The sequence below is a fragment of the Siccirubricoccus phaeus genome (assembly GCF_008360935.1).
In the GTDB taxonomy this organism is placed as follows: domain Bacteria; phylum Pseudomonadota; class Alphaproteobacteria; order Acetobacterales; family Acetobacteraceae; genus Siccirubricoccus; species Siccirubricoccus phaeus.
The window spans coordinates 1-25,431 of the sequence record NZ_SRXO01000005.1 but is presented as its reverse complement, the minus strand read 5'-3'; the positions used below and the strand labels follow the sequence as shown (position 1 = coordinate 25,431).

The 25,431-nt window shown below is 70.2% G+C and carries 24 protein-coding genes and 1 tRNA gene; 10 read left to right on the top strand and 15 right to left on the bottom strand.

The genetic code is table 11. The features are described from left to right. Window positions 1-5: 5 nt before the first annotated feature. Complete coding sequence (locus E5N76_RS08530) at window positions 6-1,442, bottom strand: NAD(P)-dependent oxidoreductase (protein ID WP_149536872.1); 1,437 nt, start codon at window positions 1,440-1,442, stop codon at window positions 6-8. Between the two features lie 246 nt (window positions 1,443-1,688). After that, the gene (locus E5N76_RS08525; protein ID WP_187830089.1) at window positions 1,689-2,639 is read right to left on the bottom strand and encodes a complex I NDUFA9 subunit family protein; all 951 of its coding nucleotides are present in this window, start codon (window positions 2,637-2,639) and stop codon (window positions 1,689-1,691) included. Window positions 2,640-2,782: 143 nt separating this feature from the next. Between E5N76_RS08525 and E5N76_RS08520 the strand changes: the two genes are divergently transcribed. The 7 genes from E5N76_RS08520 (at window position 2,783) to hpf (ending at window position 8,958) form a co-directional block, all read left to right on the top strand. Beyond that, window positions 2,783-2,869 (top strand) — tRNA-Leu (locus E5N76_RS08520). A gap of 382 nt (window positions 2,870-3,251) precedes the next feature. Beyond that, window positions 3,252-3,923, top strand: a complete 672-nt coding sequence (locus tag E5N76_RS08515) for a ribonuclease D (RefSeq protein WP_149536870.1) — start codon at window positions 3,252-3,254, stop codon at window positions 3,921-3,923. Window positions 3,924-4,104: 181 nt separating this feature from the next. Beyond that, window positions 4,105-4,800 (top strand): LPS export ABC transporter periplasmic protein LptC, encoded by a 696-nt coding sequence (gene lptC, locus E5N76_RS08510; protein WP_149536869.1) that lies wholly within the window; start codon window positions 4,105-4,107, stop codon window positions 4,798-4,800. After that, entirely contained in the window at window positions 4,797-5,807 is a 1,011-nt protein-coding gene (locus E5N76_RS08505; RefSeq protein ID WP_149536868.1) for an LptA/OstA family protein, read from the top strand. The genes lptC and E5N76_RS08505 overlap by 4 nt, the downstream gene beginning before the upstream one ends. Continuing rightward, a complete protein-coding gene (gene lptB, locus E5N76_RS08500; RefSeq protein WP_235907630.1) occupies window positions 5,804-6,577 on the top strand; it encodes an LPS export ABC transporter ATP-binding protein in 774 nt (257 codons plus the stop codon). The genes E5N76_RS08505 and lptB overlap by 4 nt, the downstream gene beginning before the upstream one ends. A gap of 81 nt (window positions 6,578-6,658) precedes the next feature. After that, window positions 6,659-8,152 carry an RNA polymerase factor sigma-54 gene (rpoN, locus tag E5N76_RS08495; RefSeq protein WP_149536867.1) on the top strand — a complete coding sequence of 498 codons (1,494 nt, stop codon included), beginning with the start codon at window positions 6,659-6,661 and terminating at the stop codon, window positions 8,150-8,152. A 176-nt stretch (window positions 8,153-8,328) separates the two neighbouring features. Then, on the top strand, window positions 8,329-8,958 hold the full coding sequence (hpf, locus tag E5N76_RS08490) for a ribosome hibernation-promoting factor, HPF/YfiA family (RefSeq protein WP_149536866.1): 630 nt from the start codon (window positions 8,329-8,331) through the stop codon (window positions 8,956-8,958). A gap of 190 nt (window positions 8,959-9,148) precedes the next feature. Here the strand turns inward: hpf and E5N76_RS08485 are convergent, their stop codons facing one another. From E5N76_RS08485 to pdhA, 8 genes are all read right to left on the bottom strand, one after another. Further along, window positions 9,149-9,613 carry a type II toxin-antitoxin system RatA family toxin gene (locus E5N76_RS08485; protein WP_149536865.1) on the bottom strand — a complete coding sequence of 155 codons (465 nt, stop codon included), beginning with the start codon at window positions 9,611-9,613 and terminating at the stop codon, window positions 9,149-9,151. Then, complete coding sequence (lipA, locus tag E5N76_RS08480; protein ID WP_149536864.1) at window positions 9,613-10,698, bottom strand: lipoyl synthase; 1,086 nt, start codon at window positions 10,696-10,698, stop codon at window positions 9,613-9,615. The genes E5N76_RS08485 and lipA overlap by 1 nt, the downstream gene beginning before the upstream one ends. Before the next feature lie 122 nt (window positions 10,699-10,820). After that, window positions 10,821-12,218 carry a dihydrolipoyl dehydrogenase gene (gene lpdA / locus E5N76_RS08475; protein ID WP_149536863.1) on the bottom strand — a complete coding sequence of 466 codons (1,398 nt, stop codon included), beginning with the start codon at window positions 12,216-12,218 and terminating at the stop codon, window positions 10,821-10,823. Window positions 12,219-12,220: 2 nt separating this feature from the next. Then, entirely contained in the window at window positions 12,221-12,706 is a 486-nt protein-coding gene (locus E5N76_RS08470; protein WP_149536862.1) for a GNAT family N-acetyltransferase, read from the bottom strand. Next, window positions 12,703-13,095 carry a VOC family protein gene (locus E5N76_RS08465; protein ID WP_149536861.1) on the bottom strand — a complete coding sequence of 131 codons (393 nt, stop codon included), beginning with the start codon at window positions 13,093-13,095 and terminating at the stop codon, window positions 12,703-12,705. Before E5N76_RS08465 ends, E5N76_RS08470 begins: the two co-directional genes overlap by 4 nt. Beyond that, on the bottom strand, window positions 13,092-14,441 hold the full coding sequence (locus tag E5N76_RS08460; protein ID WP_149536860.1) for a pyruvate dehydrogenase complex dihydrolipoamide acetyltransferase: 1,350 nt from the start codon (window positions 14,439-14,441) through the stop codon (window positions 13,092-13,094). The genes E5N76_RS08465 and E5N76_RS08460 overlap by 4 nt, the downstream gene beginning before the upstream one ends. An 18-nt stretch (window positions 14,442-14,459) precedes the next feature. Beyond that, entirely contained in the window at window positions 14,460-15,887 is a 1,428-nt protein-coding gene (locus tag E5N76_RS08455; RefSeq protein ID WP_149536859.1) for a pyruvate dehydrogenase complex E1 component subunit beta, read from the bottom strand. Window position 15,888: 1 nt separating this feature from the next. Then, window positions 15,889-16,917, bottom strand: a complete 1,029-nt coding sequence (gene pdhA / locus E5N76_RS08450) for a pyruvate dehydrogenase (acetyl-transferring) E1 component subunit alpha (RefSeq protein WP_149536858.1) — start codon at window positions 16,915-16,917, stop codon at window positions 15,889-15,891. A 720-nt stretch (window positions 16,918-17,637) separates the two neighbouring features. On the opposite strand from pdhA, the gene parE reads away from it, so the two are divergent. Further along, window positions 17,638-19,620, top strand: coding sequence for a DNA topoisomerase IV subunit B (gene parE / locus E5N76_RS08445; protein ID WP_149536857.1), 1,983 nt, complete (start codon window positions 17,638-17,640; stop codon window positions 19,618-19,620). Window positions 19,621-19,776: 156 nt separating this feature from the next. On the opposite strand, the gene E5N76_RS08440 is transcribed toward parE, so the two are convergent. The 5 genes from E5N76_RS08440 to E5N76_RS08420 form a co-directional block, all read right to left on the bottom strand. Continuing rightward, window positions 19,777-20,478: an ABC transporter ATP-binding protein gene (locus tag E5N76_RS08440; RefSeq protein WP_149536856.1), complete on the bottom strand. Its 702-nt coding sequence runs from the start codon at window positions 20,476-20,478 to the stop codon at window positions 19,777-19,779. Continuing rightward, window positions 20,478-21,257, bottom strand: coding sequence for an ABC transporter ATP-binding protein (locus E5N76_RS08435; protein ID WP_235907629.1), 780 nt, complete (start codon window positions 21,255-21,257; stop codon window positions 20,478-20,480). Before E5N76_RS08435 ends, E5N76_RS08440 begins: the two co-directional genes overlap by 1 nt. Then, a complete protein-coding gene (locus tag E5N76_RS08430; RefSeq protein WP_149536855.1) occupies window positions 21,250-22,194 on the bottom strand; it encodes a branched-chain amino acid ABC transporter permease in 945 nt (314 codons plus the stop codon). The genes E5N76_RS08435 and E5N76_RS08430 overlap by 8 nt, the downstream gene beginning before the upstream one ends. A 5-nt stretch (window positions 22,195-22,199) precedes the next feature. Further along, window positions 22,200-23,123 carry a branched-chain amino acid ABC transporter permease gene (locus tag E5N76_RS08425; RefSeq protein ID WP_149536854.1) on the bottom strand — a complete coding sequence of 308 codons (924 nt, stop codon included), beginning with the start codon at window positions 23,121-23,123 and terminating at the stop codon, window positions 22,200-22,202. A 483-nt stretch (window positions 23,124-23,606) separates the two neighbouring features. After that, window positions 23,607-24,416 carry an alpha/beta hydrolase gene (locus tag E5N76_RS08420; RefSeq protein ID WP_149536853.1) on the bottom strand — a complete coding sequence of 270 codons (810 nt, stop codon included), beginning with the start codon at window positions 24,414-24,416 and terminating at the stop codon, window positions 23,607-23,609. Window positions 24,417-24,490: 74 nt separating this feature from the next. On the opposite strand from E5N76_RS08420, the gene E5N76_RS08415 reads away from it, so the two are divergent. Together E5N76_RS08415 and E5N76_RS08410 are read left to right on the top strand one after the other, a co-directional pair. Further along, window positions 24,491-25,045 (top strand): nucleoside 2-deoxyribosyltransferase, encoded by a 555-nt coding sequence (locus E5N76_RS08415; RefSeq protein WP_149536852.1) that lies wholly within the window; start codon window positions 24,491-24,493, stop codon window positions 25,043-25,045. A gap of 157 nt (window positions 25,046-25,202) precedes the next feature. Then, window positions 25,203-25,431, top strand: a 229-nt coding sequence (locus E5N76_RS08410) for a transposase (RefSeq protein WP_149536851.1), incomplete at its 3' end; no start/stop codon positions are given.

Below are 25,431 nucleotides of genomic sequence, written 5' to 3'. Positions count from 1 at the left end.
GGCTCTCACTCCGCCGCCAGCGCCTGCTGCGCCTTCGCCTTCACATAGGCGTCGATCTGTTCCGCCGCGTCGCGGCCGTCGCGGATCGCCCAGACCACGAGGCTCGCGCCCCGCACGATATCGCCGCCGGCGAACACGCCGGGCAGCTCCGTCATCATGGTGCGGTGATGCACCTTCAGCGTGCCCCAGCGCGTCACCGGCAGGCCCGGCTCGCCGAAGGCCGTGGGCAGGTCCTCCGGATCGAAGCCCAGCGCCTTGATGGCGAGGTCGCAGGGGATGGTGAAGGCGGAACCGGCGATCGGCGCCACCTGCTGCCGCCCCGTCGCATCCGGCAGGCCGAGATGCATGCGCACCGCCCGCACCCCGGTCACCGTATCGTCCCCGAGGAACGCCTCCGGCGCCGCGAGCCAGGTGAATTCCACCCCCTCCTCCTCGGCATTCTTCACCTCGCGCAGGGAGCCCGGCATGTTCGCCTTGTCCCGCCGGTAGAGGCAGGTCACGGAGGCCGCGCCCTGGCGCACCGCGGTGCGGACGCAATCCATGGCGGTGTCGCCGCCGCCCACCACCACCACCCGCTTGCCCTTGGCGTTCAGCGCGCCGGAGGCGAAGGCGGCGACCGTGTCGCCGAGATTGTCGCGGTTGGAGGCGGTGAGGTAGTCGAGTGCCGGGACGATGCCCGCCAGCCCGCTGCCGACGCATTCGATGTCGCGCGCCTTGTACACGCCGGTGGCGATGAAGACCGCGTCGTGCCGCTCCCGCAGCGCCGCCAGGGTCACCTCCTGGCCGATGGCGGTGTTGAGGTGGAACTGGATTCCCGCCGCCTCGAATTGCTGCCAGCGGCGCAGCACCACCTCCTTCTCCAGCTTGAAGTTCGGGATGCCGTAGATCATCAGCCCGCCGACGCGGTCGTAGCGGTCATAGACATGCACCTGGTAGCCGCGCAGCCGCAGCCGCTCGGCCGCCGCCAGCCCGGCCGGGCCGGCGCCGATGATGCCGACGGAATAAGGCAGCTCCGCCCGCGGCTTCGGCGGCGTCACCCAGCCGCGGTCCCAGGCGGTGTCCGTGATGTACTTCTCGACCGCGCCGATGGTGACGCTCTCGAACCCCTTCTCGATGACGCAATTGCCCTCGCAGAGCCGGTCCTGCGGGCAGATGCGGCCGCAGATCTCGGGGAAGGTATTGGTCGCCGAGGAGACCTCATAGGCCTCCTCCAGCCGCCCCTCCGCGGTCAGCTTCAGCCAGTCCGGAATGTTGTTGTTCAGCGGGCAGTGGACGGAGCAGAAGGGCACCCCGCACTGGCTGCAGCGGCTGGCCTGCTGGCTGGCCGCCTCGGCGGCGAATTCGCGGTAGATCTCGCCGAAATCCGAACGGCGCGCCGCGATGTCGCGTTTCTCCGGCTGGGCCTGCTGGAGGCGGACGAATTGCAGCATGCGCTCGGCCATAGGCGGAATCCCCTGGGCAGCCGGCATGCTCTGGGGTCCGGGGGATAGCGCCGCGGCTGCAACAGAGCCGAGCGACATCCCCCGACCGTTGCCGGCGGGTACACCGCAGCTTTAGGGGCCGGAAGACGGGAATGCGAGTCCTTTTTGCCTGTTAGGACAGTTCTTCTGTCCCAATTTCCCTAGCGCCTCGCAAGAAGTGGCCAGGCTCGCCATTGTGGCCTGCCATAAATGTCCGATACGGACCTTTTACGCCGCAAATACCGGCCGGCGGCCACCGCCGGCCCGGAACCGCGAGAGATAGCCGGGCACCACCGCCTCCACCGCCTTGGCCTGAATCCCGAGCGCCGCCAGCCCAGGCGCCCCCTCCGTCACCACATTGTCCCGCTGTAGCATCAGCAACTGATCCGCGGTCAGCGGCGGGTTGGGCAGGAACCGCCCCAGCGCCACCTGCAGCTTCACCAGCGCGGCAGGCAGCGTCACCAGCCGGCGCCGGTGCCCGGTCACCTCCAGCACATAGGCCAGCAGCTCCCGCATGCTCATCACCCGCGGCCCGCCCAGCTCATAGGTCTGGCCCACCGCCTCCGGCCGCTCCGCCGCCGCCAGCACGGCATCCGCCACATCCCCGACATAGACCGGCTGGAAGCGCGTGGCCCCCGCCACCACCGGCATCACCGGCAGCAGCCCGGCCAGCGCAGCGAAACGGTTGAAGAACTGGTCTTCCGGCCCGAAGACGATGGAGGGGCGCAGGATGGTCGCCGCCGGGAACGCCGCCTTCACCGCCGCCTCCCCTGCCGCCTTGCTGCGGCCATAGGCGGAGGGGCTGGCCGGGTCGGCCCCCAGCGCCGAGACATGCACCAGCCGCTCCACCCCCGCCGCCGCGGCTTCCCGCGCCGCCGTGCCGGCGCCCTCCGCATGCACCTTCTCGAATTGCCCGGGCTTCTTCTCCGCCAGGATGCCGACCAGGTTCACCACCAGCGTGGCGCCTGCCACCGCCCGCGCCACCGCGCCGGCATCGGCCAGGCTGGCGGCCAGCGGCACGATCTGCCCGACCCGCCCCTGGGTCTGCAGGAAGCGCGCCCCCGCCGGGTCCCGCACCGCGACGCGCACCAGCCAGCCCTGATGCGCCAGGCGCTGCACCACGTAGCGGCCGATGAAGCCGGAGCCCCCGAATACCGTGGCGGTTTTCCCAATCGTCAGTCCGGTCATGGTCCAGCGGGCCTCCGTTCTCCCGGCGGCGCGGACCATATGGCGCGTGCGCGAAGCCGCCAAGCAGGTGCTTGACGTCCCGCCCCGCGCCCTCTATCTCGCCGCTCCGCCCACGGTGCTCCGGCGCCGTGACTGCCCAGGTGGTGGAATTGGTAGACGCGCTGGCTTCAGGTGCCAGTGACCGCAAGGTCGTGAAGGTTCGAGTCCTTTCCTGGGCACCATTTCCCTAGGTTTCTGCGGCTTTCGGGACGTTTGGCACGCGCTTGGTGCAAACGTCAGCGGAAACGGGGAGTTTGGTGCGATTTCGCTCCGCCCAACCGCACCATTTTCTTTCGCGCGATGCCGCCCACCAACCCATCGCGCTGGTGCGATTTCGCTCCGCTCAACCGTACCATCTCCTCCGGTTCCGTTGTCGGGGGCCGGCTTTCGTAATCGGGGATGGTAGGACGCGGCCGGGCCGGCGGCGGATATCCTCGATACGCGGAGCGCGCCGGGACGGCCGGGGCCCGGCGATGGTCCCGCTTGCGTTGCCTCGGCCCGGCCTCTAGATGGCCGGGGCCGCCCGCCGCCTTGCAGCCCTTGGCCAGCCCTTGGAAAGACCCCATGGCGGTCACCCTCTTCGCCCCCGCCCCCCGCTCGAGGAGCCCCGCCGTGATCCGTCTCCACCGGCATGACCTGCCCGAGGACCTCGCTTTGGGCCCGGTGGTGGCCGTGGATACCGAGACCATGGGCCTCAACCCCCATCGCGACCGGCTCTGCCTGGTGCAGCTCTCGGCCGGGGACGGCGATGCGCATCTGGTGCAGATCATCCCGCCCGCGCTCGGCGGCCGCGGCGCGGACTGCCCCAACCTCAAGCGCCTGCTGACCGACCCGGCCACCACCAAGCTCTTTCATTTCGCCCGCTTCGACTGCGCCGCCCTGCAGCAGCATCTCGGCATCGCCGTCCAGCCGGTGATCTGCACCAAGGTCGCCGCCAAGCTCATCCGCACCTTCACCGACCGGCACGGGCTGAAGGATCTCTGCAAGGAGCTGCTGGGGGTGGAGATCTCCAAGCAGCAGCAGAGCAGCGATTGGGGCGCGCCAGATCTGAGCGCGGAACAACTTGCCTATGCTGCCTCGGATGTGCTCCACCTGCATGCGCTCTGGGCGAAGCTCGAAGCGCTGCTGCGGCGGGAAGGCCGGCTGGAGCTGGCGGAGGCCTGCTTCCGCTTCCTGCCAACCCGCGGCGCGCTGGACCTTCTGGGCTATGAAGACCCCGACATCTTCGCGCATTGAGGCGTGGTCAAGCCCCGCCTGCCTCGCTTTGGCATGATTCTTGTCCCGCGATGTCCAGGAGCGTTGACCCGTCGCGCGGCGGGCCCCATACATCGGGCGTGATCGCTTCCCCAACCTTTCCCGGTACGCCCTGCCAGGCCCTTTCGCGGCGCCCTGGCCTGGCCCCTTTGGCGGGGGTGGGATGATCCCGCACCGCAACCGCCCCTCGCCGGGCCCCGCCGCCCGCGCCATCGTGCTGTCGGGCCGCCAGCTTCTCGCCCCGTCGCGGCAACGCCGGCCCCCCACCTCCGGCCAGCTCGCCCGCCGCCGCTTCGCGGTGCGCTGGGCCAAGCGGCTGCTGCCCGTCCTCGCCCTGCTGCTGCTGGCCGCCATCGCCTTCTGGCCGGAGCTGGAAGGCAATGAGGACCGTTCCCGCGTCTCCTTCCGCCGCACCGTCCAGCCGCGGGCCGAGGCGCTGCGCGTCGTCAACCCCCGCTACCAGGGCATCGACGACCAGAACCGCCCCTTCACCGTCACCGCCCTGGTCGGCCAGCAGCCCGGTAGCGCCGAGATCCTGGAGCTGGAGGCACCGCGCGCCGACATCACCCTGACCGACGGCGCCTGGGTGCATCTCAGCGCCCGGCGCGGCCGCTTCGACCGCCCGGCCCAGCATCTGGATCTCGCCGGCGAGGTCACCATCAACCACGATGACGGCACCCAGCTCGTCACCGAGACCGCCGCGGTGGAGATCGAGGCCGGCAGCGCCAGCGGCGATAGCCCGGTGGCGGCCCAGGGCGGCTTCGGCACCCTGACCGCCGAGGGCTTCCGCCTGACCGAGCGTGGCGCCGTCATCCTCTTCACCGGCCAGTCCCATGCGGTGCTGGAGGGCGGGGAATGAGGCGCCCGCTGCTCCTCGCCGCCCTGCTGCTGGCCGCGCCCTTGGCCGGCCCTTGGGCGGCCGGCCCCGCCCTGGCCCAGGGAATCGATCTCAGCCAGGGCGGGCCGATCGACGTCACCGCCTCGGACGGCATCGAATGGCGGCAGGCGGAGCAGGTCGTGATCGCCCGCGGCAATGCCCGCGCCGCCCGCGCCGATGTCGTCGTCACCAGCGACAGGCTGCTGGCCCGCTACCGCCCGCGCGGCGGCGGCGCCCAATCCGGCGCGCCACGGCCTGGGGCGCCCGGCAGCGCGACCCAGGCCGCCGCCCGGCCGCCAGGAGCGGAAGGCACCGGCGGCGCCAGCGAGATCTGGCGGCTGGAAGCGGAAGGCCGTGTCCGCATCGCCACCCAGACCGATACCGCCCGCGGCGACCGCGCCGTCTATGACATCGACCAGGCGGTGCTGGTGCTGACCGGCCGCGACCTCGGCCTCGACACCCCGCAGCAGCGCATCACCGCGCGGGACAGCCTGGAATACTGGTCCCAGCGCAAGATGGCCGTCGCCCGCGGCAATGCCGTGGTGGTGGACACCGTGGAGGATCGCCGCATCACCGCCGATACCCTCGTCGCCTATTTCCTCGACGCCCCTGGTTCCTCCCCTGCCCCGCGCCCCGTCGTGGCGCCCGGAGAGCGGGAGGTGCCCGGCTCCGGCCGGCTGGACCGGGTGGAGGCCTTCGGCAATGTCGAGATCCGCACCCCGACGGAGGTGGTGCGCGGCACCCGCGGCGTCTATTCCGCCGCCACCGGCATGGCGCGGCTGCTGGGGGAGGTGCGGATCACCCGCGGCGAGAACCAATTGAACGGCCGGGAAGCCATCGTGAACATGCGGACGGGCGTGGCCCGGCTGGTCTCCGCCCCCGGCGCCCGGGTGCAGGGCCTTGTGGTACCGAACAGCGAGCAGGGCGGCGCCGCGCCCGGGGCGCAGCCCCAGCCCGCCGAATCCCCGGCCGGGGAGCGCCGGCCATGATGGACCAGCCCATGGCGAAAGCCCCGCCGCTGCGTGCCCTGCCGGGCGAAGGCGGGCTGGTCGCGACCGGCCTCGGCAAGCGCTACAAGAAGCGGCCGGTGGTGCGGAACGTCTCCATCAGCCTGAAGCGGGGCGAGGCGGTCGGGCTGCTCGGCCCCAACGGCGCCGGCAAGACCACCACCTTCTACATGATCACCGGCCTGGTGCAGCCGGATGAGGGCAGCGTCGTCATGGACGGGCATGACGTCACCATGCTGCCCATGTACCGCCGCGCCCGGCTCGGCCTCGGCTACCTGCCGCAGGAGGCCTCGATCTTCCGCGGCCTCAGCGTGGAGGACAATATCCGCGCCGCCCTCGAGGTGGTGGAGCCGCTGCGCGATAGGCGGGAGCAGATGCTGGATGCGCTGCTGGCGGAATTCGGCATCGCCCATCTCCGCCGCGCCCCGGCGCTGGCGCTTTCGGGCGGCGAGCGGCGGCGCTGCGAGATCGCCAGGGCGCTCGCCACTCACCCTTCCTACATCCTTCTCGACGAACCTCTGGCGGGCATCGACCCGATCGCGGTGGGCGAGATCCGCGACCTGGTGAAACACCTGAAGAATCGCGGCATCGGCGTGCTGATCACCGACCACAATGTGCGGGAAACGCTCGAGATCATCGACCGCGCCTACATATTGCACGAGGGCAAGGTGCTGATGGAGGGCGCGCCGCAGGACATCGTGGCGCATGAGGGGGTGCGGCGCGTCTATCTGGGCGAGAGGTTCAGCCTGTAGCGCGATGGCCCACAGCGCCGGCGACATATCCCAGCCCTGCCGCCGAAGGGCGCACCGCGCCCGCTTGCCCGGAGGCCGGGCATGAGCCTCGCGCCGCGCCTCGACCTCCGCCAGTCGCAATCGCTGGTGATGACGCCGCAATTGCGGCAGGCCATCAAGCTGCTGCAATCCAGCAACCTGGAAGTCGCCGCCTTCGTCGAGGAGGAGCTGGAGCGCAACCCGCTGCTGGAGCGCGATGAGCGCCCCTTGCCCGGCCCCGATGCCGGCCACCGGGTGGACCCGCTGCCGGCCCAGCCGGAAGCGCCGGACAGCCACGCCGCCGCCACCTCGGAGGCGCTGCCGGCGGCCGCTGCCGGGCCGCTCGATGCCGAGTGGGACAATGTCTATGACAGCGGCGGCTATGAAAGCCCCTATGGCCGCGGCGGCCGCGCCGATTTCGCCGACGACCTCTCCGGCGTCGAGGATCTGGCCGGCAGCGGCAAGACGCTGCGCGAGCATCTCGGCGAGCAGGTGCGGCTGACCTTCACCGACCCGAAGGACCGGCTGATCGCGGCGCAGCTCGTCGCCCTGGTGGATCCCGCCGGCCGGCTGGCGGTGCCGGATGAGGCGCTGGCCCAGGCCCTGGGCTGCGAGGTGGAGCGCGTCGCCGGCGTGCGGTCCCGGATGCAGCTTTTCGACCCGGCGGGCATGTTCTGCCGCGATCTGCGGGAATGCCTCGCCGTGCAGCTTGCCGAGCGCAACCGGCTGGACCCCGCCATGCAGGCGCTGCTGGACCATCTGGACTTATTGGCGCGGCGGGACCGGCTGGCGCTGATGCAGGTGTGCGGCGTGGATGCCGAGGATCTGGCGGACATGATCGCCGAGCTGAAGCGGCTGGACCCGAAGCCCGGCGCCAGCTTCGACGCCGCTCCGGCGCCGGCCGTGGTGCCGGACGTGCTGATGCGCCGCGCCCCGGATTTCGCCGAGAGCGGCGCCTGGATCCTGGAGCTGAACCCGGAGACGCTGCCCCGCGTGCTGGTCAATCGCGGCTTCCACGCCCGCTGCCAGGTCGGCGCCAGGAACCGGGAGGACAAGGCCTTCCTCGCCGAGAAATTGCAGAGCGCCAATTGGCTGCTGAAGAGCCTGGAGCAGCGCGCCACCACCATCATCAAGGTCGCGCAGGAAATCGTTCGCCGCCAGGACGGCTTCTTCCGCCATGGGGTCGAGCACCTTCGCCCCCTCATCCTCCGGGATGTGGCGGAGCAGGTCGAGATGCATGAGAGCACCGTCTCGCGCGTGACGGCGAACAAATATATCGCGACGCCGCGCGGCACCTTCGAGCTGAAATACTTCTTCACCACCGCCATCGCCGGGACCCTGGGCGGCGAGGCGCATTCGGCGGAAGCGGTGCGCCACCGGATCCGCGCCATGATCGATGCCGAGGATCCCGAAGCGGTGCTGTCGGACGACGCGATCGTGGACCGGCTGCGGCAGGAAGGCGTGGACATCGCCCGCCGAACCGTGGCCAAATACCGGGATGCGCTGCGCATCCCATCCTCGGTGCAGCGCAAACGGGAGAAGGCCGTCCCGGCCTGATCCCGCCCGGGCGCTGCCCGATTCCGTCCGCGGAGGCGGGCATGCCGCCAGGCGTGATCCACGCGGTTCGGCCGCGCGCTGCTACCCTGGGTAGCACTTTCCCTCGGTAGTGGGCCGGCCGCCGCAGCGCCGGGAGGAGCCTTTCCCGTCACAACAGGGAAAGGAGCGAAGCCCATATGCACATCACCGTCGCAGGCAAGCAGGTCGAAACCGGCGAGGCGCTGCAGCAGCATGTCCGTGAGGGGCTGGAGGGCATCGCGCGCAAATATTTCGACCACGCGCTGGAGGCCAATGTCACCTTCCGCCGCGACGCCAAGGGCAAGCTGGCCGCGTTCTTCGCGTGCGACATCAACCTGAAGGCCGGCCGCAACCTGTTCATGCGCGGGGAGGGGGAAGGGCCCGACGCCCACCGTGCCTTCGAGGAAGCCGCCAGCCATGTCGCCAAGCGGCTGCGCCGCTACCGCCGCCGGGTGAACGAACACGCCCGCAGCTTCGCCGAGGCGCGCGACGCGGCGACGGACGCCGTGCTGCGGCCGGACGGGGAGGCGGAGGACGGCCTGGCCGATGGCGAGGCGGCGCCGGACGGGCTGGCGGACGGCGCGGCGGCGCCGGAGGCCGTGCACCCGCCGATCGTCGCCGAGCAGCCGGCCGACATCGCCCGGCTGACGGTGAGCGAGGCGGTGATGCGGCTGGACCGCACCGCCCAGGCGGTGATGATGTTCCGCAACATCGCCTCCGGCGCGCTGAACGTGGTGTACCGGCGGGCGGATGGGTGCGTGGGGTGGATCGACGCCTCGGCGGCCTGAGGGCTGAGGGAGGCTCTGCCTCCCTCAAGCTCCCTCCGCCAAAGGCCGAAAGGCCTTTGGAAACCATGGGTCCTGGACCCGTCGGCCGAAGCGCAGACTCAAGGGTTCAAAGGGTCTTTTCGGCCCTTTGCGGGAGGGAGCTTGAGGGAGAGTCGCGCCGTAAGGCGTGCCTTGCGGCGCGACGCCTCCCTCAAACCACCGGCGCCACGGCCGGCGGCGCCTGCGGCCTGCCATAAAGCTGCATCGCCCGTCTTTCGAAGGCCCGCACCATCAGCCGCACCGCCTCGTTGAACACCGTCCCGATGACGGCCTGCAGCAGCCGCGAGCGGAATTCGAAATCGACGAAGAACTCCACCTCCGTCCCATGCGGGTGGGGGTGGAAGCGCCAATGGTTGTTCAGGTAGCGGAAGGGGCCGTTCAGGTAGCGCACATGGATGTGCTGCGGCCGTTCCAGCGTCACCTCGCTACGGAAGCTCTCGCGGAACATCTTGAAGCCGATGGTGAGGTCCGCCACCAGCTCCGTCTCGGTCGCGGTAAGGACGCGGGCGCCGACGCACCAGGGCAGGAATTCCGGGTAGCGGCGCACATCCGCGACCATGTCGAAAAGCTGCTCCGGCGTGTAGCGGAGCACTTTCCTCTCAGCATGGGTCGGCATCAGGCGGAAGCAGGCTCACGCTTGCGCGCCGCGCGCAGTTGCTCGTCCCGCGCACCGCGAAGCTGTGCCTCCCGCGCGTCGCGAAGCGCGACGAAATCGCGATCCGCATGGTAGCTGCTGCGCGTCAGCGGGGTGGCGGAGACCAGCAGGAAACCCTTGGCGCGGGCCAGCCGGGCATAATCCTCGAACTCATCCGGCGTGACGAAGCGGTCCACCGCCGCGTGCTTCACGCTGGGCTGCAGGTATTGGCCGATGGTGAGGAAATCCACCTCCGCACTGCGCATGTCGTCCATCACCTGCAGCACCTCCATCCGTTCCTCGCCGAGGCCGACCATGAGGCCGGATTTGGTGAAGATGGCAGGATCGAGCTGCTTCACCCGGTCCAGCAGCCGCAGCGAATGGTAGTAGCGCGCCCCCGGCCGGATGCTGGGGTAGAGCTTCGGCACGGTCTCCAGGTTGTGGTTGAACACATCCGGCCGCGCTTCCACCACCACCTCCAAAGCGCCGTCCTTGCGCAGGAAGTCGGGGGTCAGCACCTCCACGGTGGTGCCGGGCGCCGCGGCGCGGATGGCGCGGATGGTCGCGGCGAAATGCGCGGCGCCGCCATCGGGCAGATCGTCCCGGTCCACGCTGGTGACCACCACATGGCGCAGGCCGAGCTGCGCCACCGCCTCGCCGACGCGGCGCGGCTCGTCCTGGTCGAGCGGCCTGGGCAGCCCGGTCGCCACATTGCAGAAGGAGCAGGCGCGGGTGCAGGTCTCGCCCATGATCATCATGGTGGCGTGGCGCTGCGACCAGCACTCGCCGATATTCGGGCAGGCCGCTTCCTCGCAGACCGTGACCAGCTTGTTGTCCCGCATCAGCGCGCGGGTCTCGTGATAGATCGGGTGGGTCGGTGCCTTCACCCGGATCCAGGAGGGCTTGCGCTGGATGGGGTTGTCTGGGCGATGGGCCTTCTCCGGGTGGCGCAGGGGCGCTTGCGCCCCCTCCCCTCCCCGGGGATGCGCCCCCTGGGGATGCGCCCCCTGGGGATGCGCCCCCTGGGGATGCGCCTGGTGCCGGATTTCGATGCGGGTGGTCGCCATTATGCGGGTATCCCGAGTCCGAAGCCCTGCGGCCTTCGACCTCGGGCCACCAGACTTTGTTTCAGCCTTCTGCCGGTCCCGTCCGGCCCCGGGCAGGAGCCGGGGCCTTGGGGGGCAGGCCCCTAGATATGGATAACCTGCCCATAGGCGTCCAGCACCGCTTCGTGCATGGCCTCCGAAATGGTCGGGTGGGGGAAGACGGTCTCGATCAGCTCCGCCTCCGTCGTCTCCATGGTCCTGGCGATGGTGTAGCCCTGGATCATTTCGGTGACCTCCGCCCCAGCCATATGGGCGCCCAGCAGCTCGCCCGTCTTCGCATCGAAGACGGTCTTGATGATGCCTTCCGGCTCGCCCATCGCAATCGCCTTGCCATTGCCGATGAAGGGGAAGCGGCCGATTTTCACCTCATGCCCCTTGGCCTTGGCGGCTTCTTCCGTCAGCCCGACGCTCGCGACCTGCGGCCGGCAATAGGTGCAGCCGGGGATGACAGACACGTCCAGCGGATGCGGATGCCTGCCGGCGATCGCCTCGACGCAGATCACCCCTTCGTGGCTCGCCTTATGCGCCAGCCAGGGCGGGCCGGTGAGGTCGCCGATGGCATAGATGCCGGGCTCGTCGGTGCGGCTGTACTCATCCACCACCACATGGGTGCGGTCCACCTTCACGCCCGTGCCCTCGAGGCCGATATCCTCGACATTGCCGACGATGCCAACCGCCGAGATGACGCGGTCCGCGGTGATCTCCTGCACCTTGCCGCCGGATTCGACGATGGCGGTGACGCTGTCGGCGGCTTTGCGCAGGCCCTGCACCTTCACGCCGGTCAGCACCTTCATGCCCTGCTTCTGGAAGGCTTTCAGGACGAAGGCGCTGATCTCCGCATCCTCCACCGGCAGGATGCGGTCCAGCACTTCGATCAGCGTCACCTCGGCGCCCAGGTTCAGGTAGAAGCTGGCGAATTCCGCGCCGATGGCGCCGGAACCGATGACGATGAGCCGCTTCGGCATCTCCGTCGGCACCATGGCTTCCCGGTAGGTCCAGACCAGCTTGCCGTCCGGCTCCAGCCCCGACAGCACCCGCGCGCGGGCGCCGGTGGCCAGGATGATATGCGGCGCGGTGAGGTCGGCGACCGGCTTGCCGTCCTTGGTGACCGAGAGCTTGCCCTTGCCGGCCAGCCTGCCCTGGCCGTCGAACACCGTGACCTTGTGCTTGCGCAGCAGGAATTTCACACCGTCCGAAAGCTGCTTGGCCACGGCGCGGCTGCGCTTGACGATCTTGCCCAGATCGAAGCGGATATTGTCCGCAGCGAAGCCATAGGCATCCAGCGTGTGCAGCATGTGGTTGATCTCGGCGCTGCGCAGCAGGGCCTTGGTCGGGATGCAGCCCCAATTCAGGCAGATGCCGCCCAGATGCTCCCGCTCCACCACCGCCGTCTTCAGGCCGAGCTGGGCGGCGCGAATGGCCGCCACATAGCCGCCCGGGCCGCCGCCCAGGATGATGACGTCGAATTGCGTGTCGGCCATGGTCAGTTTTCCTTGCCGGCCAGCGCGCGCAGGGCGTCGCCGCTCAGGCGTTGCAGGGTCCAGCCCTCGCGCGGGAGGGCACCGATGGAGCGGTAGAAACCGATGGAGGGCGCATTCCAGTCCAGCACGTTCCACTCCATGCGGGAGCAGCCTTCCTTCAGCGCCCGGCGCGCCAGCTCCGCGAAGATGGCGCGGCCGATGCCGCGGCCGCGCTGGGCGGGATCGACGAAGACATCCTCCACATAGAGCTTCGGCGCACCGTCGAAGGTGGAGACGGAGTAGAACCACAGGGCGAAGCCGCAGGGCTCGCCCGCCCAGCGCGCGATCAGCGCCTCCGCCCGCGCCGGGCTGCCGAAGAGCAGGCGGCGAAAGTCGTCCTCCGTCGCGCGGACCTCGTGCAGCAGCTTCTCATAGTCCGCCAGGGCGCGGACGTAGCGCAGCACCAGCGGCAGATCGGCCTCGGTGGCGTCGCGCAGGGCGAGGCTCACGGCACCGCCTCATGGCAGACGGCCTCGATGCGGTTGCCCGCAGGGTCACGCAGGAAGGCAGCGTAGTAGTGCGGGTGGTAGCGCGGCCGGAGGCCGGGCGCCCCGTCATCCACCCCGCCCGCAGCCAGCCCGGCGCGCCAGAACCCGTCCACCGCCGCGCGGTCCGGCGCCTTGAAGCACCAATGGCGGCGCGAGTCCGGCTCCGGCGGATTGCCGAGATAGATTGCCAGGTAGCTGCGCCCGGGCTGCGCCGCATCCGCCCGCAGCCCGTAGCCCAGCCAGGTCCCGCTGCGCCCGACCGCCGGCACGCCGAGCGCCGCCATCACCGCATCATAGAAACGCGCGGCGGCGGCAAGGTCGGGCACCGTGATCGAGACGTGGTCGATCACAGCATCAGGCTCAGCGGCTCCTCCACCACGCCCTTCAGCGCCTGCAGGAATTCGGCCGCCAGCGCGCCGTCGATGACGCGGTGATCGACCGAAAGCGTGCAGGTCATCAGCGTGGCGATGCCGAGCTGGCCATCCTTCACCACCGGCCGCGGCTCGCCCGCCGCCACGGCCAGGATGCCGGCCTGGGGCGGGTTGATGATGGCGCTGAACTCCCGCACGCCATACATCCCCATGTTGGAGATGGAGAAGCCGCCGCCCTGGAATTCCTCCGGCTTCAGCTTGCCGGTGCGGGCGCGGACGGCGAGGTCCTTCATCTCATTGCTGATCGTGCTCAGCCCCTTCTGGTCCGCCTTGCGGATGATGGGGGTGATGAGGCCGGTCGGCGTCGAGACGGCGACGGAGATGTCGACATCCTGGAATTGCAGGATGGCGTCCTCCGTCCACATCGCGTTGACGTTGGGGAAGCGCCGCAGCGTGGCGGCGACGGCCTTGATGACCAGGTCGTTCACCGAGAGCTTGAAGGAAGCGGGACCGTCCTTCGGCGACTTCGCGTTGAGGTCGGCGCGCAGCTTCAGCAGCGCGTCGATGTGGAAATCCATCGTCACATAGAAATGCGGGATGGTCTGCTTGGATTCCGATAGGCGCCTTGCGATGACCTTCCGGATGGTGCTGTTCGGCACCGGGGTATGCGGCGCGGTCACCGTGGGCGCCGGCGCGGCGGGTTTCGGCGCCGGGGCTGGCGCGGCCGCCGGGGCAGGCGCCGCTGCCGGGGCCGCGGCAGGCGCGGGGCCCTTGGCCAGCGCCGACTCGACATCCGCCTTCACCACCCGGCCCTGCGGGCCGCTGCCCTTCACCTGGCCAAGGTCCAGCCCCGCCTGCAGCGCCATGCGCCGCGCGAGGGGGGAGGCGAAGACGCGCTCATTCGGCGCATGCCCGTTGGCGGCGGGCTTCTCCGCCGGCGGCAAAGGCTGCGGGTTCAGCGCCACCTGCTCCGTCTTCGGCGCGGCAGCGGGCGCAGCCGCGGGCGCCTCGGCCTTGGGCGCGGGGGCCGGGGCCTCCGCCTTCGGGGCCGGCGCCGGCTTCGGCGCCGCCTCGGCGCTCTCCCCCGGCTCGACCAGCACGGCGATCGGGTCGTTCACCTTCACGCCGGCCGTGCCGTCCGCCACCAGGATCTTGCCCAGCACGCCCTCATCCACGGCTTCCACTTCCATGGTCGCCTTGTCGGTCTCGATCTCGGCGAGGACGTCGCCGGCCTTGACCTGGTCGCCTTCCTTCTTCAGCCAGCGCGCCAGCGTGCCCTCCGTCATGGTGGGCGACAGGGCGGGCATCAGGATGTTGGTAGCCATCGGACGGATCCCCCTGCCCTATTTGTAGGTCACGCGCTTCGCCGCCGCCACGATGTCGGGCACCGTCGGCAGCGCCAGCTTCTCGAGATTGGCGGCATAGGGCATGGGCACGTCCTTGCCGGTGACGCGCACCGGCGGCGCGTCCAGCCAGTCGAAGGCCGCCTCGATCACCTGCATCGCCACTTCCGTGCCGACATTGGCGTAGGGCCAGCCCTCCTCCACCGTCACCAGCCGGTTGGTCTTCTTCACGCTCCCGGCGATGGTCGCGGCGTCCAGCGGGCGGATGGAGCGAAGGTTGATCACCTCCGCCTCGATCCCTTCCTTCGCCAGCTCCTCGGCGGCCTGCATCGCCCAGGTGACGGCGATGGAATAGGCCACCAGCGTCAGATCCTTGCCCGCGCGCTCCACCTTCGCCTGGCCGATCGGCAGGATGAACTCGTCATCCATCGGGCATTCGAAAGTGTGGCCGTAGAGGATCTCGTTCTCCAGCACGATCACCGGGTTGGGGTCGCGGATGGCGGCGCGCAGCAGCCCCTTCGCGTCCGCCGAGGACCAGGGCGCCACTACCTTCAGCCCCGGCACATGCGCGTACCAGCTCGCATAGCACTGGCTGTGCTGCGCCGCGACGCGCGCCGCCGCGCCGTTCGGCCCGCGGAAGACGATGGGGCAGCCGAGCTGCCCGCCGCTCATGTACAGCGTCTTCGCCGCCGAATTGACGATCTGGTCGATCGCCTGCATCGAGAAATTGAAGGTCATGAACTCGACGATCGGCTTCAGGCCCGTAAAGGCCGCCCCTACCGCCATACCCGTAAAGCCGTGCTCGGTGATCGGCGTGTCGATCACCCGCTTCGGGCCGAATTCCTCCAGCAGACCCTGGCTGATCTTGTAGGCGCCCTGATACTGGGCGACTTCCTCGCCCATCAGGAACACGTCCGGGTCGCGGCGCATTTCCAACAGCATGGCGTCGCGCAGCGCCTCGCGCACCGTGATCGGCTTGGTCGGGCCCCAATCCTTCTCCGGCGTCGCCGCCGCCTCACCGGCATGGGCCGCGCCCTCGCCGCGCTGCTGGCCGCGGGCGGCGATGGCGGCATGGTCCTCGGCCTGCTTCGCCACCTGCCCTACCTCGGGGCTCGCCGCCGCGGGCGGCGCCGGCTGCTGCGTCACCGGCCCGGCCTGGCCGGGCGCGGCGCCGTTGGAGGCGCCGCCGCCGCCATCCAGCTCGGCGATCGGGGCGTTGACGGAGACACCTTCCGTGCCTTCCGGCACCAGGATCTTCGTCAGCGTGCCCTCGTCCACGGCTTCCACTTCCATGGTCGCCTTGTCGGTCTCGATCTCGGCGATGACGTCGCCGGATTTCACCGCATCGCCTTCCTTCTTCAGCCAGCGCGCCAGCTTGCCCTCCGTCATGGTGGGCGACAGCGCGGGCATCAGGATCTGCACGCCCATCTCAGCCTGCCTTCTCGATGAGGATATCGGTCCAGAGCTCGGCCTCGTCCGGCTCCGGGCTCGACTGCGAGAAATCGGCGGCGTCCTGGACGATGCCCTTCACCTCGTCGTCGATCGCCTTCAGCTCCGCCTCCGCGGCGCCCTGTTCCAGCAGCTTCTTGCGCGCGGTCTCGATCGGGTCCGACTGCTCGCGCATCTTCTGCACCTCCTCCCGCGTGCGGTATTTCGCGGGGTCGGACATGGAATGGCCGCGATAGCGGTAGGTCTTCATCTCCAGCAGATAGGGGCCGTTGCCGGCGCGGCAATGCGCTACGGCGCGCTCCCCCGCCTCCTTCACCGCCACCACATCCATGCCGTTCACCTGCTCGCCCGGAATGCCCCAGGCGGCGCCGTTTTTCGAGAGGTCGCGGGAGGCGGAGGCGCGCTCCACGCTGGTGCCCATGCCGTATTTGTTGTTCTCGATGATGTAGATGCAGGGCAGCTTCAGCAGCGCGGCCAGATTGAAGCTTTCGAACACCTGGCCCTGGTTGGAGGCGCCCTCGCCGAAATAGGTCAGGGTGACGGCGTTGCTGTCCCGGTAGCGGTTGGCGAAGGCGAGGCCGGTGCCGAGCGAGACCTGCGCGCCGACGATGCCATGGCCGCCGTAGAAGCCCTTCTCGCGGCTGAACATGTGCATCGAGCCGCCCTTGCCCTTGGAATAGCCGCCGATGCGCCCGGTGAGTTCGGACATCACGCCGCGCGCCTCCATGCCGGTGGCGAGCATATGGCCGTGATCGCGGTAGGAGGTGATGACCTGATCGCCCGGCTCCAGGCACATCTGCATGCCGACGACGACGGCTTCCTGGCCGATATAGAGATGGCAGAAGCCGCCGATGAGGCCCATGCCGTAGAGCTGCCCCGCCTTTTCCTCGAAGCGGCGGATCAGCAGCATGTCGCGATAGGCCTTGAGGAGCTGGTCCCGGCCGAGCGCCGGTTCCTTGGCCGTTCGCCCGCGCCGCTTCGCGCCCGCGGTCTCCGCTGCCTGGGCCATCACCCACCTCCCCGATCGGTCTCCGAGGCCTCCGACTTACGCGGGAGACCCGGCTTCTTCAAGCGAGCCAGATTGCAAATTCGGCATCATCACGGCGGCGAAAAGCGTGATTGTGCAATGCAATACGACGCTTAACCGCATTTTGGTTAATAGGTGAAGTTGCGGGGTCGGCGGAGGGACGGAAAAGCATGTCGGCCGACAGCCCCACCGCGCAACAACCGCCATGGCCCAAGGTTGGTCGGCGCAGTTTTCTTAAGGCGGCGCAGCCGCCGGCCGCGGTGCCGGAGAGCGGCGCAGCCTCCGGCCGGGTGGCTGCGCGCTCGGCGATCGCCCCGTTCCGCCTCCGCAGCGCGGGAGAGGCTGGGTGAGCCCCGTGGCGCAAAGGCAGAGCGCCGCGGCGGTGACGGCACTCCCGGATACCGCGGCAGAGATCATCCGCCGAGGGTTCCGGATGGCGGCGGCGCTGCAGCATGCGTACCCCGTACCCTCGCCCCCGGCGGCGGCAAGTGCTGCGCCTCCCCGTTCGGGCGCAGGGGAATGCGGCGCCGACGCATGCTGCCTGCCGGTCCCCTGGTCGATTTTTCACCTCGCCGGCCGCCGCGTGATCAGCCGCCTTCCCTTGCCGCAAAAGAACATATAATGAACATCGTCATGGCCAGGCGGCGTGCCCCATGCCGCCGCCTGTTGCCCTCGACTCGCGGAGGACGCTAGTTGGCCCGCATGAACGACCTCTTCTCCAAGGGCGGTGCCGCCTCCGGCGCCACCTACACCGCGGCCGATATCGAGGTGCTGGAGGGGCTGGAGCCGGTCCGCCGGCGCCCCGGCATGTATATCGGCGGCACGGACGAGAACGCGCTGCACCATCTGGCGGCCGAGATCCTCGACAACGCCATGGACGAGGCGGTGGCCGGCCATGCCGACCGTATCGAGGTGACGCTGGAGCCGGGCAATTGGCTGACGGTGCGCGACAATGGCCGCGGCATCCCGACCGACCCGCACCCGAAATTCCCCAAGCTCTCCGCGCTGGAGGTGATCTTCACCACCCTCCATTCCGGCGGCAAGTTCAGCGGCAAGGCCTATGACACGTCAGGGGGCCTGCACGGCGTCGGCTCCTCCGTCGTGAATGCGCTGAGCGAGCGGCTGGAGGTGGAGGTGGCGCGCGACCGCACGCTCTTCACCCAGGCCTATGCCCGCGGCAAGGCGATAACCAAGCTGAAGCATGCCGGCGCGGTGCATAATCGCCGCGGCACCACCATCCGCTTCCGGCCGGACCCCGAGATTTTCGGCCGCCAGGAATTCTCGGCCGCCAGGCTCTACCGGCTTTGCCGCTCCAAGGCCTATCTCTATCGCGGCGTCGAGATTCGCTGGGCCTGCGACCCCGCGCTGGCGAAGGAGGAGGTGCCGGCCCAGGCCACGCTGCACTTCCCGGGCGGGTTGGCGGACTTCCTCGCCACCGCCATCGAGAGGCGCAGCCAGGTGACGCCGGCCCCCTATACCGGGGAGGCGAGCTTCGCCGAGAACGCCCAAGGGGAAAAATGGGGCCGCTGCGAATGGGCGCTGGCCTGGCTGGAGCAGGGCGACGGCTTCCTCTCCACCTACGCCAACACCATCCCGACGCCGCAGGGCGGCACGCATGAGGCCGGGCTCCGCGCCGCCCTGGTGAAGGGGCTGCGCGCCTATGGCGAGCTGAAGAAGGAGAAGCGCGCCGCCAGCGTCACCGCCGAGGATCTGTTCGGCGGCATGGCCGGCATGCTCTCGGTCTTCATCCGGGATCCGCAATTCCAGGGCCAGACCAAGGACAGGCTGACCTCGCCGGAAGCCAGCCGGCTGGTGGAGGCGGCGCTGCGCGACCATTTCGACCATTGGCTCGCCGGCGACCCGAACACCGCGGACAACCTCCTCGCCTGGGCGATCGAGCGGGCCGAGGAGCGCATCCGGCGGCGGGAACAGAAGGACACGCCGCGCAAATCCGCGACGCGCAAGCTGCGGCTGCCGGGCAAGCTGGCGGATTGCGCGCGGGAAAGCGCCGAGGGGACGGAGCTGTTCCTGGTGGAGGGCGACAGCGCCGGCGGCTCCGCCAAGCAGGCCCGGGACCGCGAGACCCAGGCGGTGCTGCCCTTGCGCGGGAAGATCCTGAACGTCGCCTCCGCCAGCGCCGATAAATTGCGGCAGAACCAGGAGCTGAAGGACCTGATCGAGGCGCTGGGCTGCGGCGCCGGGGAACGCTTCGATATCGGCAAGCTGCGCTATGGCCGCGTCGTCATCATGACCGATGCGGATGTGGACGGCGCGCATATCGCGGCGCTGCTGATGACCTTCTTCTACAAGGAGCTGCCGGAGCTGGTGCGGCAGGGGCGCGTGCATCTGGCGCAGCCGCCGCTGTACCGGCTGCAGGCGGGCGGGAAGTCGGTCTACGCCATGGACGACCGGGACCGGGAGAGGCTGCTGAAGACGGAGTTCAAGCCGAACCAGAAGGTGGAGGTAAGCCGCTTCAAGGGCCTCGGCGAAATGCCGCCGGCCTCGCTGAAGGAGACGACCATGGACCCGCGGAAGCGCACCCTGCTGAAGGTGGTGCTGCCGCCGGAGGACCGGGCCCGGACCTCCGAGCTGATGGAGGCGCTGATGGGAAGGCGGCCGGAATTGCGGTTCAAATTCATCCAGGAACAGGCGGCGAAGCTGGATACGGAAGACCTGGACGTGTGAGCAGGGGGCGCTGCCCCCTGGCCCCGGATGCCCGGCTGAGTTTGATGATCGGACCGTCGGGTCTGAAACTCACACCGGGGTCCGGGGAGGAGTATCCTCCCCGGCGGGAGTGCAGAGGGCAGAGCCCTCTGCCGGGGCGCAGGGCGGAGCCCCGCCTCACACGTGCAGATAGCCTTCCAGCACCTCAGGGCTCCTCGCCAGTTCGGCGCTGTCGCCCTGCCAGACGGTGCGCCCCTTCTCCAGCACCACATGCCGGTTCGCCAGCCGCATCACCGCGGCCAGGTTCTTGTCGATCAGCAGGATCGCCTGACCTTCCGCCTTCAGCCGCGCCAGCACCGCCCAGATCTCCGCCCGGATCAGCGGCGCCAGCCCTTCGGTCGCCTCGTCCAGGATGAGCAGCGCGGGGTTGGTCATCAGCGCCCGGCCGATCGCCAGCATCTGCTGCTCGCCCCCCGAGAGGTTGGCCCCGGCATGCCGGCGGCGTTCGGCGAGGCGCGGGAACAGCCGCACCACCTCCGCCAGGGTCCAGCGGCCAAGGCGGGCGGTGGCGGTCAGGTTTTCCTCCACCGTCAGGGTGGGGAAGATCTGCCGCCCCTCCGGCACCAGCCCGAGGCCGAGCCGCGCCACCTTATGCGCCGGCCAGCCCGCCACCGCCTGGCCCCGGAAGGCCACGCTGCCGCCCAGCAGCCGCCCGCCCTGACTCGGCAGCAACCCCATCACGGCGCGTACCGTCGTCGTCTTGCCCATGCCGTTGCGGCCGAGCAGGGTCACCACCTCCCCCGCCCCCACCTCCAGCGAGACATCGAACAGCACCTGGCTTTCGCCATAGCCGGCCGCCAGATGCTTCACCGCCAGCATCACGCATCCTCGCCGAGATAGGCGGCGCGCACCGCGGGATCGGCGCGGATCGCCGCCGGCGCGCCGCTGGCGATGAGGCGGCCATAGACCAGGACGGAGACGGCATCGGCCAGGGCGAAGACCGCCTGCATGTCGTGCTCCACCAGGAGGATGGCGTAGTCGGCTTTCAGCCGCCCGAGGAGGGCGATGAGACGTTCCGTCTCCTCCGGCCCGGCGCCCGCCAGGGGCTCGTCCAGCAGCAGCAGCTTCGGCCGCAGCGCGAGCGCAATGGCGAGTTCGAGCTGCCGCTTCTCCCCGTGCGAAAGCGCGCCGGCCTTCACCGCCGCGCGCGCCGCCAGCCCCACCTGCTCCAGCGCCGCCATGGCCGGTTCGTTCAGCCGTGCCTCGCCGGCGGCGGGGCGGAAGAAGCGGAAGGAGGACCCCGCCCCCGCCTGCACCGCCAGCGCCACATTCTCCAGCGCGGAGAAGCCGGGCAGCACGGCGGTGATCTGGAAGCTGCGCGCCAGCCCCAGCCGGGCGCGGCGATGCAGCGGCAGATGGGTGATCTCCCGCCCGGCGAAGCGGATGCGGCCGGCATCCGGCCGCAGCGTGCCGCTGATCTGATGGATCAGCGTCGTCTTGCCCGCACCATTCGGGCCAATGACGGCATGGATGCCGCGCGGCGCCACCGCCAGCGAGACGTCATCCGTCACCGTCAGCCCGCCGAAGCGCTTGCGCAGCCCCTCCAGCGCCAGGATCGGCGTTCCGGCCCCCGGCCGGGCGGGTGGCAGGTCAGCCACGCCCCGCCCCCCGGAGCTGCGCCGGCAGCCCGGCCAGCCCGCCCTTCAGGAACAGCACGGCGAGGATCAGCAGCGGCCCGAAGATCAGCCGCCAATGCGCCGTCCAATGCCCCAGCCACTCCTCCAGCAGCACCATGGCCAGCGCCCCCAGCACCGCCCCATGCGGCGCCCCGAGCCCGCCCAGGATGACCATGAACAGCAGATCGCCCGAGCGCTGCCAGGCTAGGTAGGAGGGCGCGACGAACTCGGTGGCATTGGCCAGCAGCGCCCCCGCCAACCCGGCCATGCCGCCGGCGATGACATAGGCCAGCAGCCGGTAGGGCACCGGATTGAAGCCGAGCGCCGCGACCCGCAGCGCATTCTCCCGCGCCGCCCGCAGCACCCGGCCGAAGCGGGAAGCGAGCAGCATCCCCACCAGCGCCCAGGCGCCGGCCAGCAGCGCCAGGCAGAGATAGTGGAAGACCAGCCGGTCCTCCAGCCAGCGCCGGCCGAACAGCTCCGTGCGGCCATACAGCGTGTAGCCGTCATCCCCGCCATAGACCGAGAGCGAGCCGGCGATGAAGAACGCCATCTGCGCGAAGGCCAGGGTGATCATGATGAACTGCACCCCGCTGGTCCGCACCGCGACGGCGCCGGTCAGCAGGGCGAAGAGCGCGGCGCCGAGGATCGACGCCGGCACCACCCAGACGGCCTCGGTGACGCGCGCCGCGTCCAGCACCACCACCGCATAGGCGCCGATGCCGAGCAGCGCGGCATGGCCGAGCGAGACCAGCCCCGCCCCGCCCACCAGCAGATGGAGACCGAGCGCGGCAATGCCGAGGATCATGGCGCGCGCCAGCAGGCTCAGCACATAGCCCTCGCCGAAGCCGATCCAGGGCGCGGCGCCGAGCAGGGCGAAAAGCAGCAGCGGCAGCGCCGCCTCGCGCCAGCGCGGCATGCGGCTCAGCCGGCCCGGGCGGGGAAGAGGCCGCGCGGCCTGAACGCCAGCACCAGCGCCATGGCGAGATAGACCAGCATGGAGCCGAGCGCCGCCCCCGCCTGCCGTGCCGGGGAAGGGGCGAGGACCAGCCGCAGCAGGTCGGGCAGCAGCGCCCGCCCTAGCGTCTCCACCAGCCCCACCAGGATGGCGCCCAGAAAGGCGCCGCGTACGCTGCCGATACCGCCGATGACGATGACGACGAAGGCGGTGATCAGCACGCCATCGCCCATGCCGGGCTCCACCGAGAGGATCGGCGCCGCCATCACCCCCGCGAAGCCCGCCAGCATGGCGCCGCAGCCGAAGACCAGCATGAACAGCCGGTGGATATCGACGCCGAGCGCTGCGACCATGGGCGCGTTGGAGGCCCCCGCCCGCACCAGCGCCCCCACCCGGGTCCGCTCCACCAGCAGCCAGAGCAGCGCCGCGGTACCGAGCCCGGCGGCCAGGATCGCCAGCCGATAGACCGGGTAATTCAGCCCTGGCATGAGCTGGATGCCGCCGGAGAGCGCCTCCGGCAGCCGCATCTGCAAGGGCGCGCTGCCCCAAATGGCCCGCGCGCCTTCGTTCAGCACCAGGATCACCCCGAAGGTGGCCAGCACCTGCGCCAGATGGTCCCGCGCATAGAGGTGGCGGAAGACCAGGAATTCCAGCGCCAGCCCGGCCAGCAGCGTGGCCGGCAGGGCGAGCGCCAGCCCGGCCCAGAAGCTGCCGGCCAGCGCGGCGAATGTCGCGCCGAGATAGGCGCCCAGCATGTACTGCACGCCATGCGCCAGGTTGATGAAATCCATCACCCCGAAGACCAGGGTGAGGCCGGCCGCGACGAGAAACAGCAGCACGCCGTATTGCAGCCCGTTCAGCGCCTGGATCAGCAGCAATTGCGCGGTCATGCCGGCCGGCCCGGATCGGCCCCGCCCAGGCGCACCGGGGGCGCGGCCGCGCCCCCGCCATGCGGCGCGAATGGCCGCGCCGGCCTCCGGCCCCGGGCGCCGTCCCGCCGGTCCGGGCCAGGGCCCCTGGCACGGGCGCGCGCCGTAACGCAGCCACCCGCTCCCCAGGCGCGCCGGTGCCCGCAGCCGGACGCCCCGCCGGGGCCAACACCCCCTGCGCGCGGCGGCATCGCCATTCCGCCCTTCCCCTTCGCTGCGGCATTCCCTGCCCGGCGCCCCCGGGGCGGCTTGGGGACCCGATCCCTCGGGACCCCGATCCCCAGCAGGGCTTGATCCCGGGTCGATCCCAAGGGGCCTGATCCCTGGAGGATCCCCAAGATCTCCGGTCCCAGAGATCCGATCCCCGAGGCCCGAACCCCGGGACCCAATCCCCAAGGGCCCGGTCCCAGGCAGCGCCTCGTTGCGCCGGTTAAACTGGAATGCTCAGCCCAGGGCAAGCGCCATCGCCGCAGCGCGCTGCGCCAGGCCGCTCTCCGGCTCGGCCAGCGGGTCCAGCACGGTGAAGTGGTTGCAGCCCGGCAGCTCCTCCACCGTGCCGCCCCAGGCGGCGGCGAAATCCCGGGCCTGGCGGCGGAATTCGGTGCTTTCCGCCCCACCCACCACGGCATGCAGCGCACCGCCTGGGGGCGGCAGGAAACGGGGGGAAAGCGCCCGCGCCTCCTCCGGCGTCAGCCGCAGCGCCGCTGCCATGCTGGTCGGCAGCAGCGGCTCCAGTTCGAAGACGCCGGAGATGGGCAGGGCGGCGGCGACGAGGTCGGGCGGCAGGAAAGGGTCCAGCGCACGCCATTCCGTCGCCAGCAGCAGCGCCGCGAGCTGCCCGCCGGCGGAATGCCCCATGGCCAGCAGCCGCCGGCCGCTGCGCCGGTGCAGATAGGCCGCCGCCGCCCGCGCCTGGGTGACGATGACGCGGAGCGGCACGGCGGGGCAGAGATCATAGGACGGCATGGCCATCGCCACGCCCCGCGCCAGCACCCCGCGCGCCATGTGGCTGAACCAGCGCCGGTCCAGGGACTGCCAGTAGCCGCCATGGAAGAACAGGGCGACCGGCCAGCCCTCGCCCGGCCCCGGGCGGAACAGGTCCAGCCGCTCCCGCTCCCCCGGGCCATAGGCGAGGTCGAGCTCCGCCTCCGGCCAGGTGGCGCGGAATTTCGCCGCCTCCACCGCCCAGGCGGCCAGGATGGCGGGGTGCTCCGGCACCCGGGCCCGGTTGTTGTACTCGGCTTCAGCGTCCATGCCGCAACCTAGCGTGCTTTGTTCCGCGGCGCATTCATCGTTCCCTTTTTACCCCATTCATGGGATGGATCGGCATGCGCATCTATCTCGCAGGGCCAGAGGTTTTCCTCGCCGATTCGGCGGATATCGCCGCGGCGAAGCGGGCAATCTGCACCGTCCATGGGCTGGTCGGCATCTTCCCGACCGACACCCCCTCCCCCCTGCTCGAAGCACCCGAATGGATTCGGCTCTATCAGGGCTTGGAGGCGGAAATGCGGAGTTGCGATGCCATCATCGCGAACCTCACCCCCTTCCGCGGCCCCTCCGCCGACCCCGGCACGGTGTTCGAGCTGGGCTTCATGCGGGCGCTGGGGCGGCCGGCCTTCGGCTACAGCAATGTGGCGGCCCGGTTCGGCGCCCGCACCCTGGCGGCGCTGGGTCCCGCCGCCCGCCGCCGCGGCGTGGAATGGGAGGATGCGGAGGGCATGGCGGTGGAGGCCTTCGACCTGCACGACAACCTGATGCTGGAAGGCGGGCTGCAGGCAGCGGGCGGCTTCCTGACGGTGCAGGAGGTGCCGGCCGAGCGCCGCTGGCGCGACCTGACGGGCTTTGCACGCTGCGTCGAAGCGGTGGCGCGGCTGCGGGGCTAGAGCGTGATCGGTTGAGGTCGAATCGACCGAAACCGTGAATCACGCGGCCGAACAATGAGCTAGAGCGGGGCGGGTGAGCGCAGCTCAACCGATCCCGCTCTAGGGTCTGTTGAGATTTGGGATTTGCGACCTGTGCGAGATGTGATTCAAGCTCTGGATGGAGCGATTCGTTCTGACTGACGCGCAATGGGCGAAGATGGAACCGCACTGCCTGGGCAAGCTGGGTGATCGCGGGCGGAGCGGTGCAGACAACCGCCTTTTTGTCGAGGCGGTGCTATGGATCGCGCGGACCGGCAGTCCGTGGCGTGACCTGCCGCCGATGTTCGGCAAGTGGAACTCGGTCTACGTCCGCTTCCGCGACTGGGTGCGGGCCGACGTATTCCAGC

Excerpts from the sequence above, each read along its gene's own strand:
- E5N76_RS08530 (WP_149536872.1), bottom strand. The coding sequence starts at position 1,442 with ATGGCCGAGCGCATGCTGCAATTCGTCCGCCTCCAGCAGGCCCAGCCG.
- E5N76_RS08515 (WP_149536870.1), top strand. The coding sequence starts at position 3,252 with ATGGCGGTCACCCTCTTCGCCCCCGCCCCCCGCTCGAGGAGCCCCGCC.
- lptC (WP_149536869.1), top strand. The coding sequence starts at position 4,105 with ATGATCCCGCACCGCAACCGCCCCTCGCCGGGCCCCGCCGCCCGCGCC.
- E5N76_RS08505 (WP_149536868.1), top strand. The coding sequence starts at position 4,797 with ATGAGGCGCCCGCTGCTCCTCGCCGCCCTGCTGCTGGCCGCGCCCTTG.
- lptB (WP_235907630.1), top strand. The coding sequence starts at position 5,804 with ATGATGGACCAGCCCATGGCGAAAGCCCCGCCGCTGCGTGCCCTGCCG.
- rpoN (WP_149536867.1), top strand. The coding sequence starts at position 6,659 with ATGAGCCTCGCGCCGCGCCTCGACCTCCGCCAGTCGCAATCGCTGGTG.
- hpf (WP_149536866.1), top strand. The coding sequence starts at position 8,329 with ATGCACATCACCGTCGCAGGCAAGCAGGTCGAAACCGGCGAGGCGCTG.
- E5N76_RS08485 (WP_149536865.1), bottom strand. The coding sequence starts at position 9,613 with ATGCCGACCCATGCTGAGAGGAAAGTGCTCCGCTACACGCCGGAGCAG.
- lipA (WP_149536864.1), bottom strand. The coding sequence starts at position 10,698 with ATGGCGACCACCCGCATCGAAATCCGGCACCAGGCGCATCCCCAGGGG.
- lpdA (WP_149536863.1), bottom strand. The coding sequence starts at position 12,218 with ATGGCCGACACGCAATTCGACGTCATCATCCTGGGCGGCGGCCCGGGC.
- E5N76_RS08460 (WP_149536860.1), bottom strand. The coding sequence starts at position 14,441 with ATGGCTACCAACATCCTGATGCCCGCCCTGTCGCCCACCATGACGGAG.
- E5N76_RS08455 (WP_149536859.1), bottom strand. The coding sequence starts at position 15,887 with ATGGGCGTGCAGATCCTGATGCCCGCGCTGTCGCCCACCATGACGGAG.
- pdhA (WP_149536858.1), bottom strand. The coding sequence starts at position 16,917 with ATGGCCCAGGCAGCGGAGACCGCGGGCGCGAAGCGGCGCGGGCGAACG.
- parE (WP_149536857.1), top strand. The coding sequence starts at position 17,638 with ATGAACGACCTCTTCTCCAAGGGCGGTGCCGCCTCCGGCGCCACCTAC.
- E5N76_RS08440 (WP_149536856.1), bottom strand. The coding sequence starts at position 20,478 with ATGCTGGCGGTGAAGCATCTGGCGGCCGGCTATGGCGAAAGCCAGGTG.
- E5N76_RS08430 (WP_149536855.1), bottom strand. The coding sequence starts at position 22,194 with ATGCCGCGCTGGCGCGAGGCGGCGCTGCCGCTGCTGCTTTTCGCCCTG.
- E5N76_RS08425 (WP_149536854.1), bottom strand. The coding sequence starts at position 23,123 with ATGACCGCGCAATTGCTGCTGATCCAGGCGCTGAACGGGCTGCAATAC.
- E5N76_RS08420 (WP_149536853.1), bottom strand. The coding sequence starts at position 24,416 with ATGGACGCTGAAGCCGAGTACAACAACCGGGCCCGGGTGCCGGAGCAC.
- E5N76_RS08415 (WP_149536852.1), top strand. The coding sequence starts at position 24,491 with ATGCGCATCTATCTCGCAGGGCCAGAGGTTTTCCTCGCCGATTCGGCG.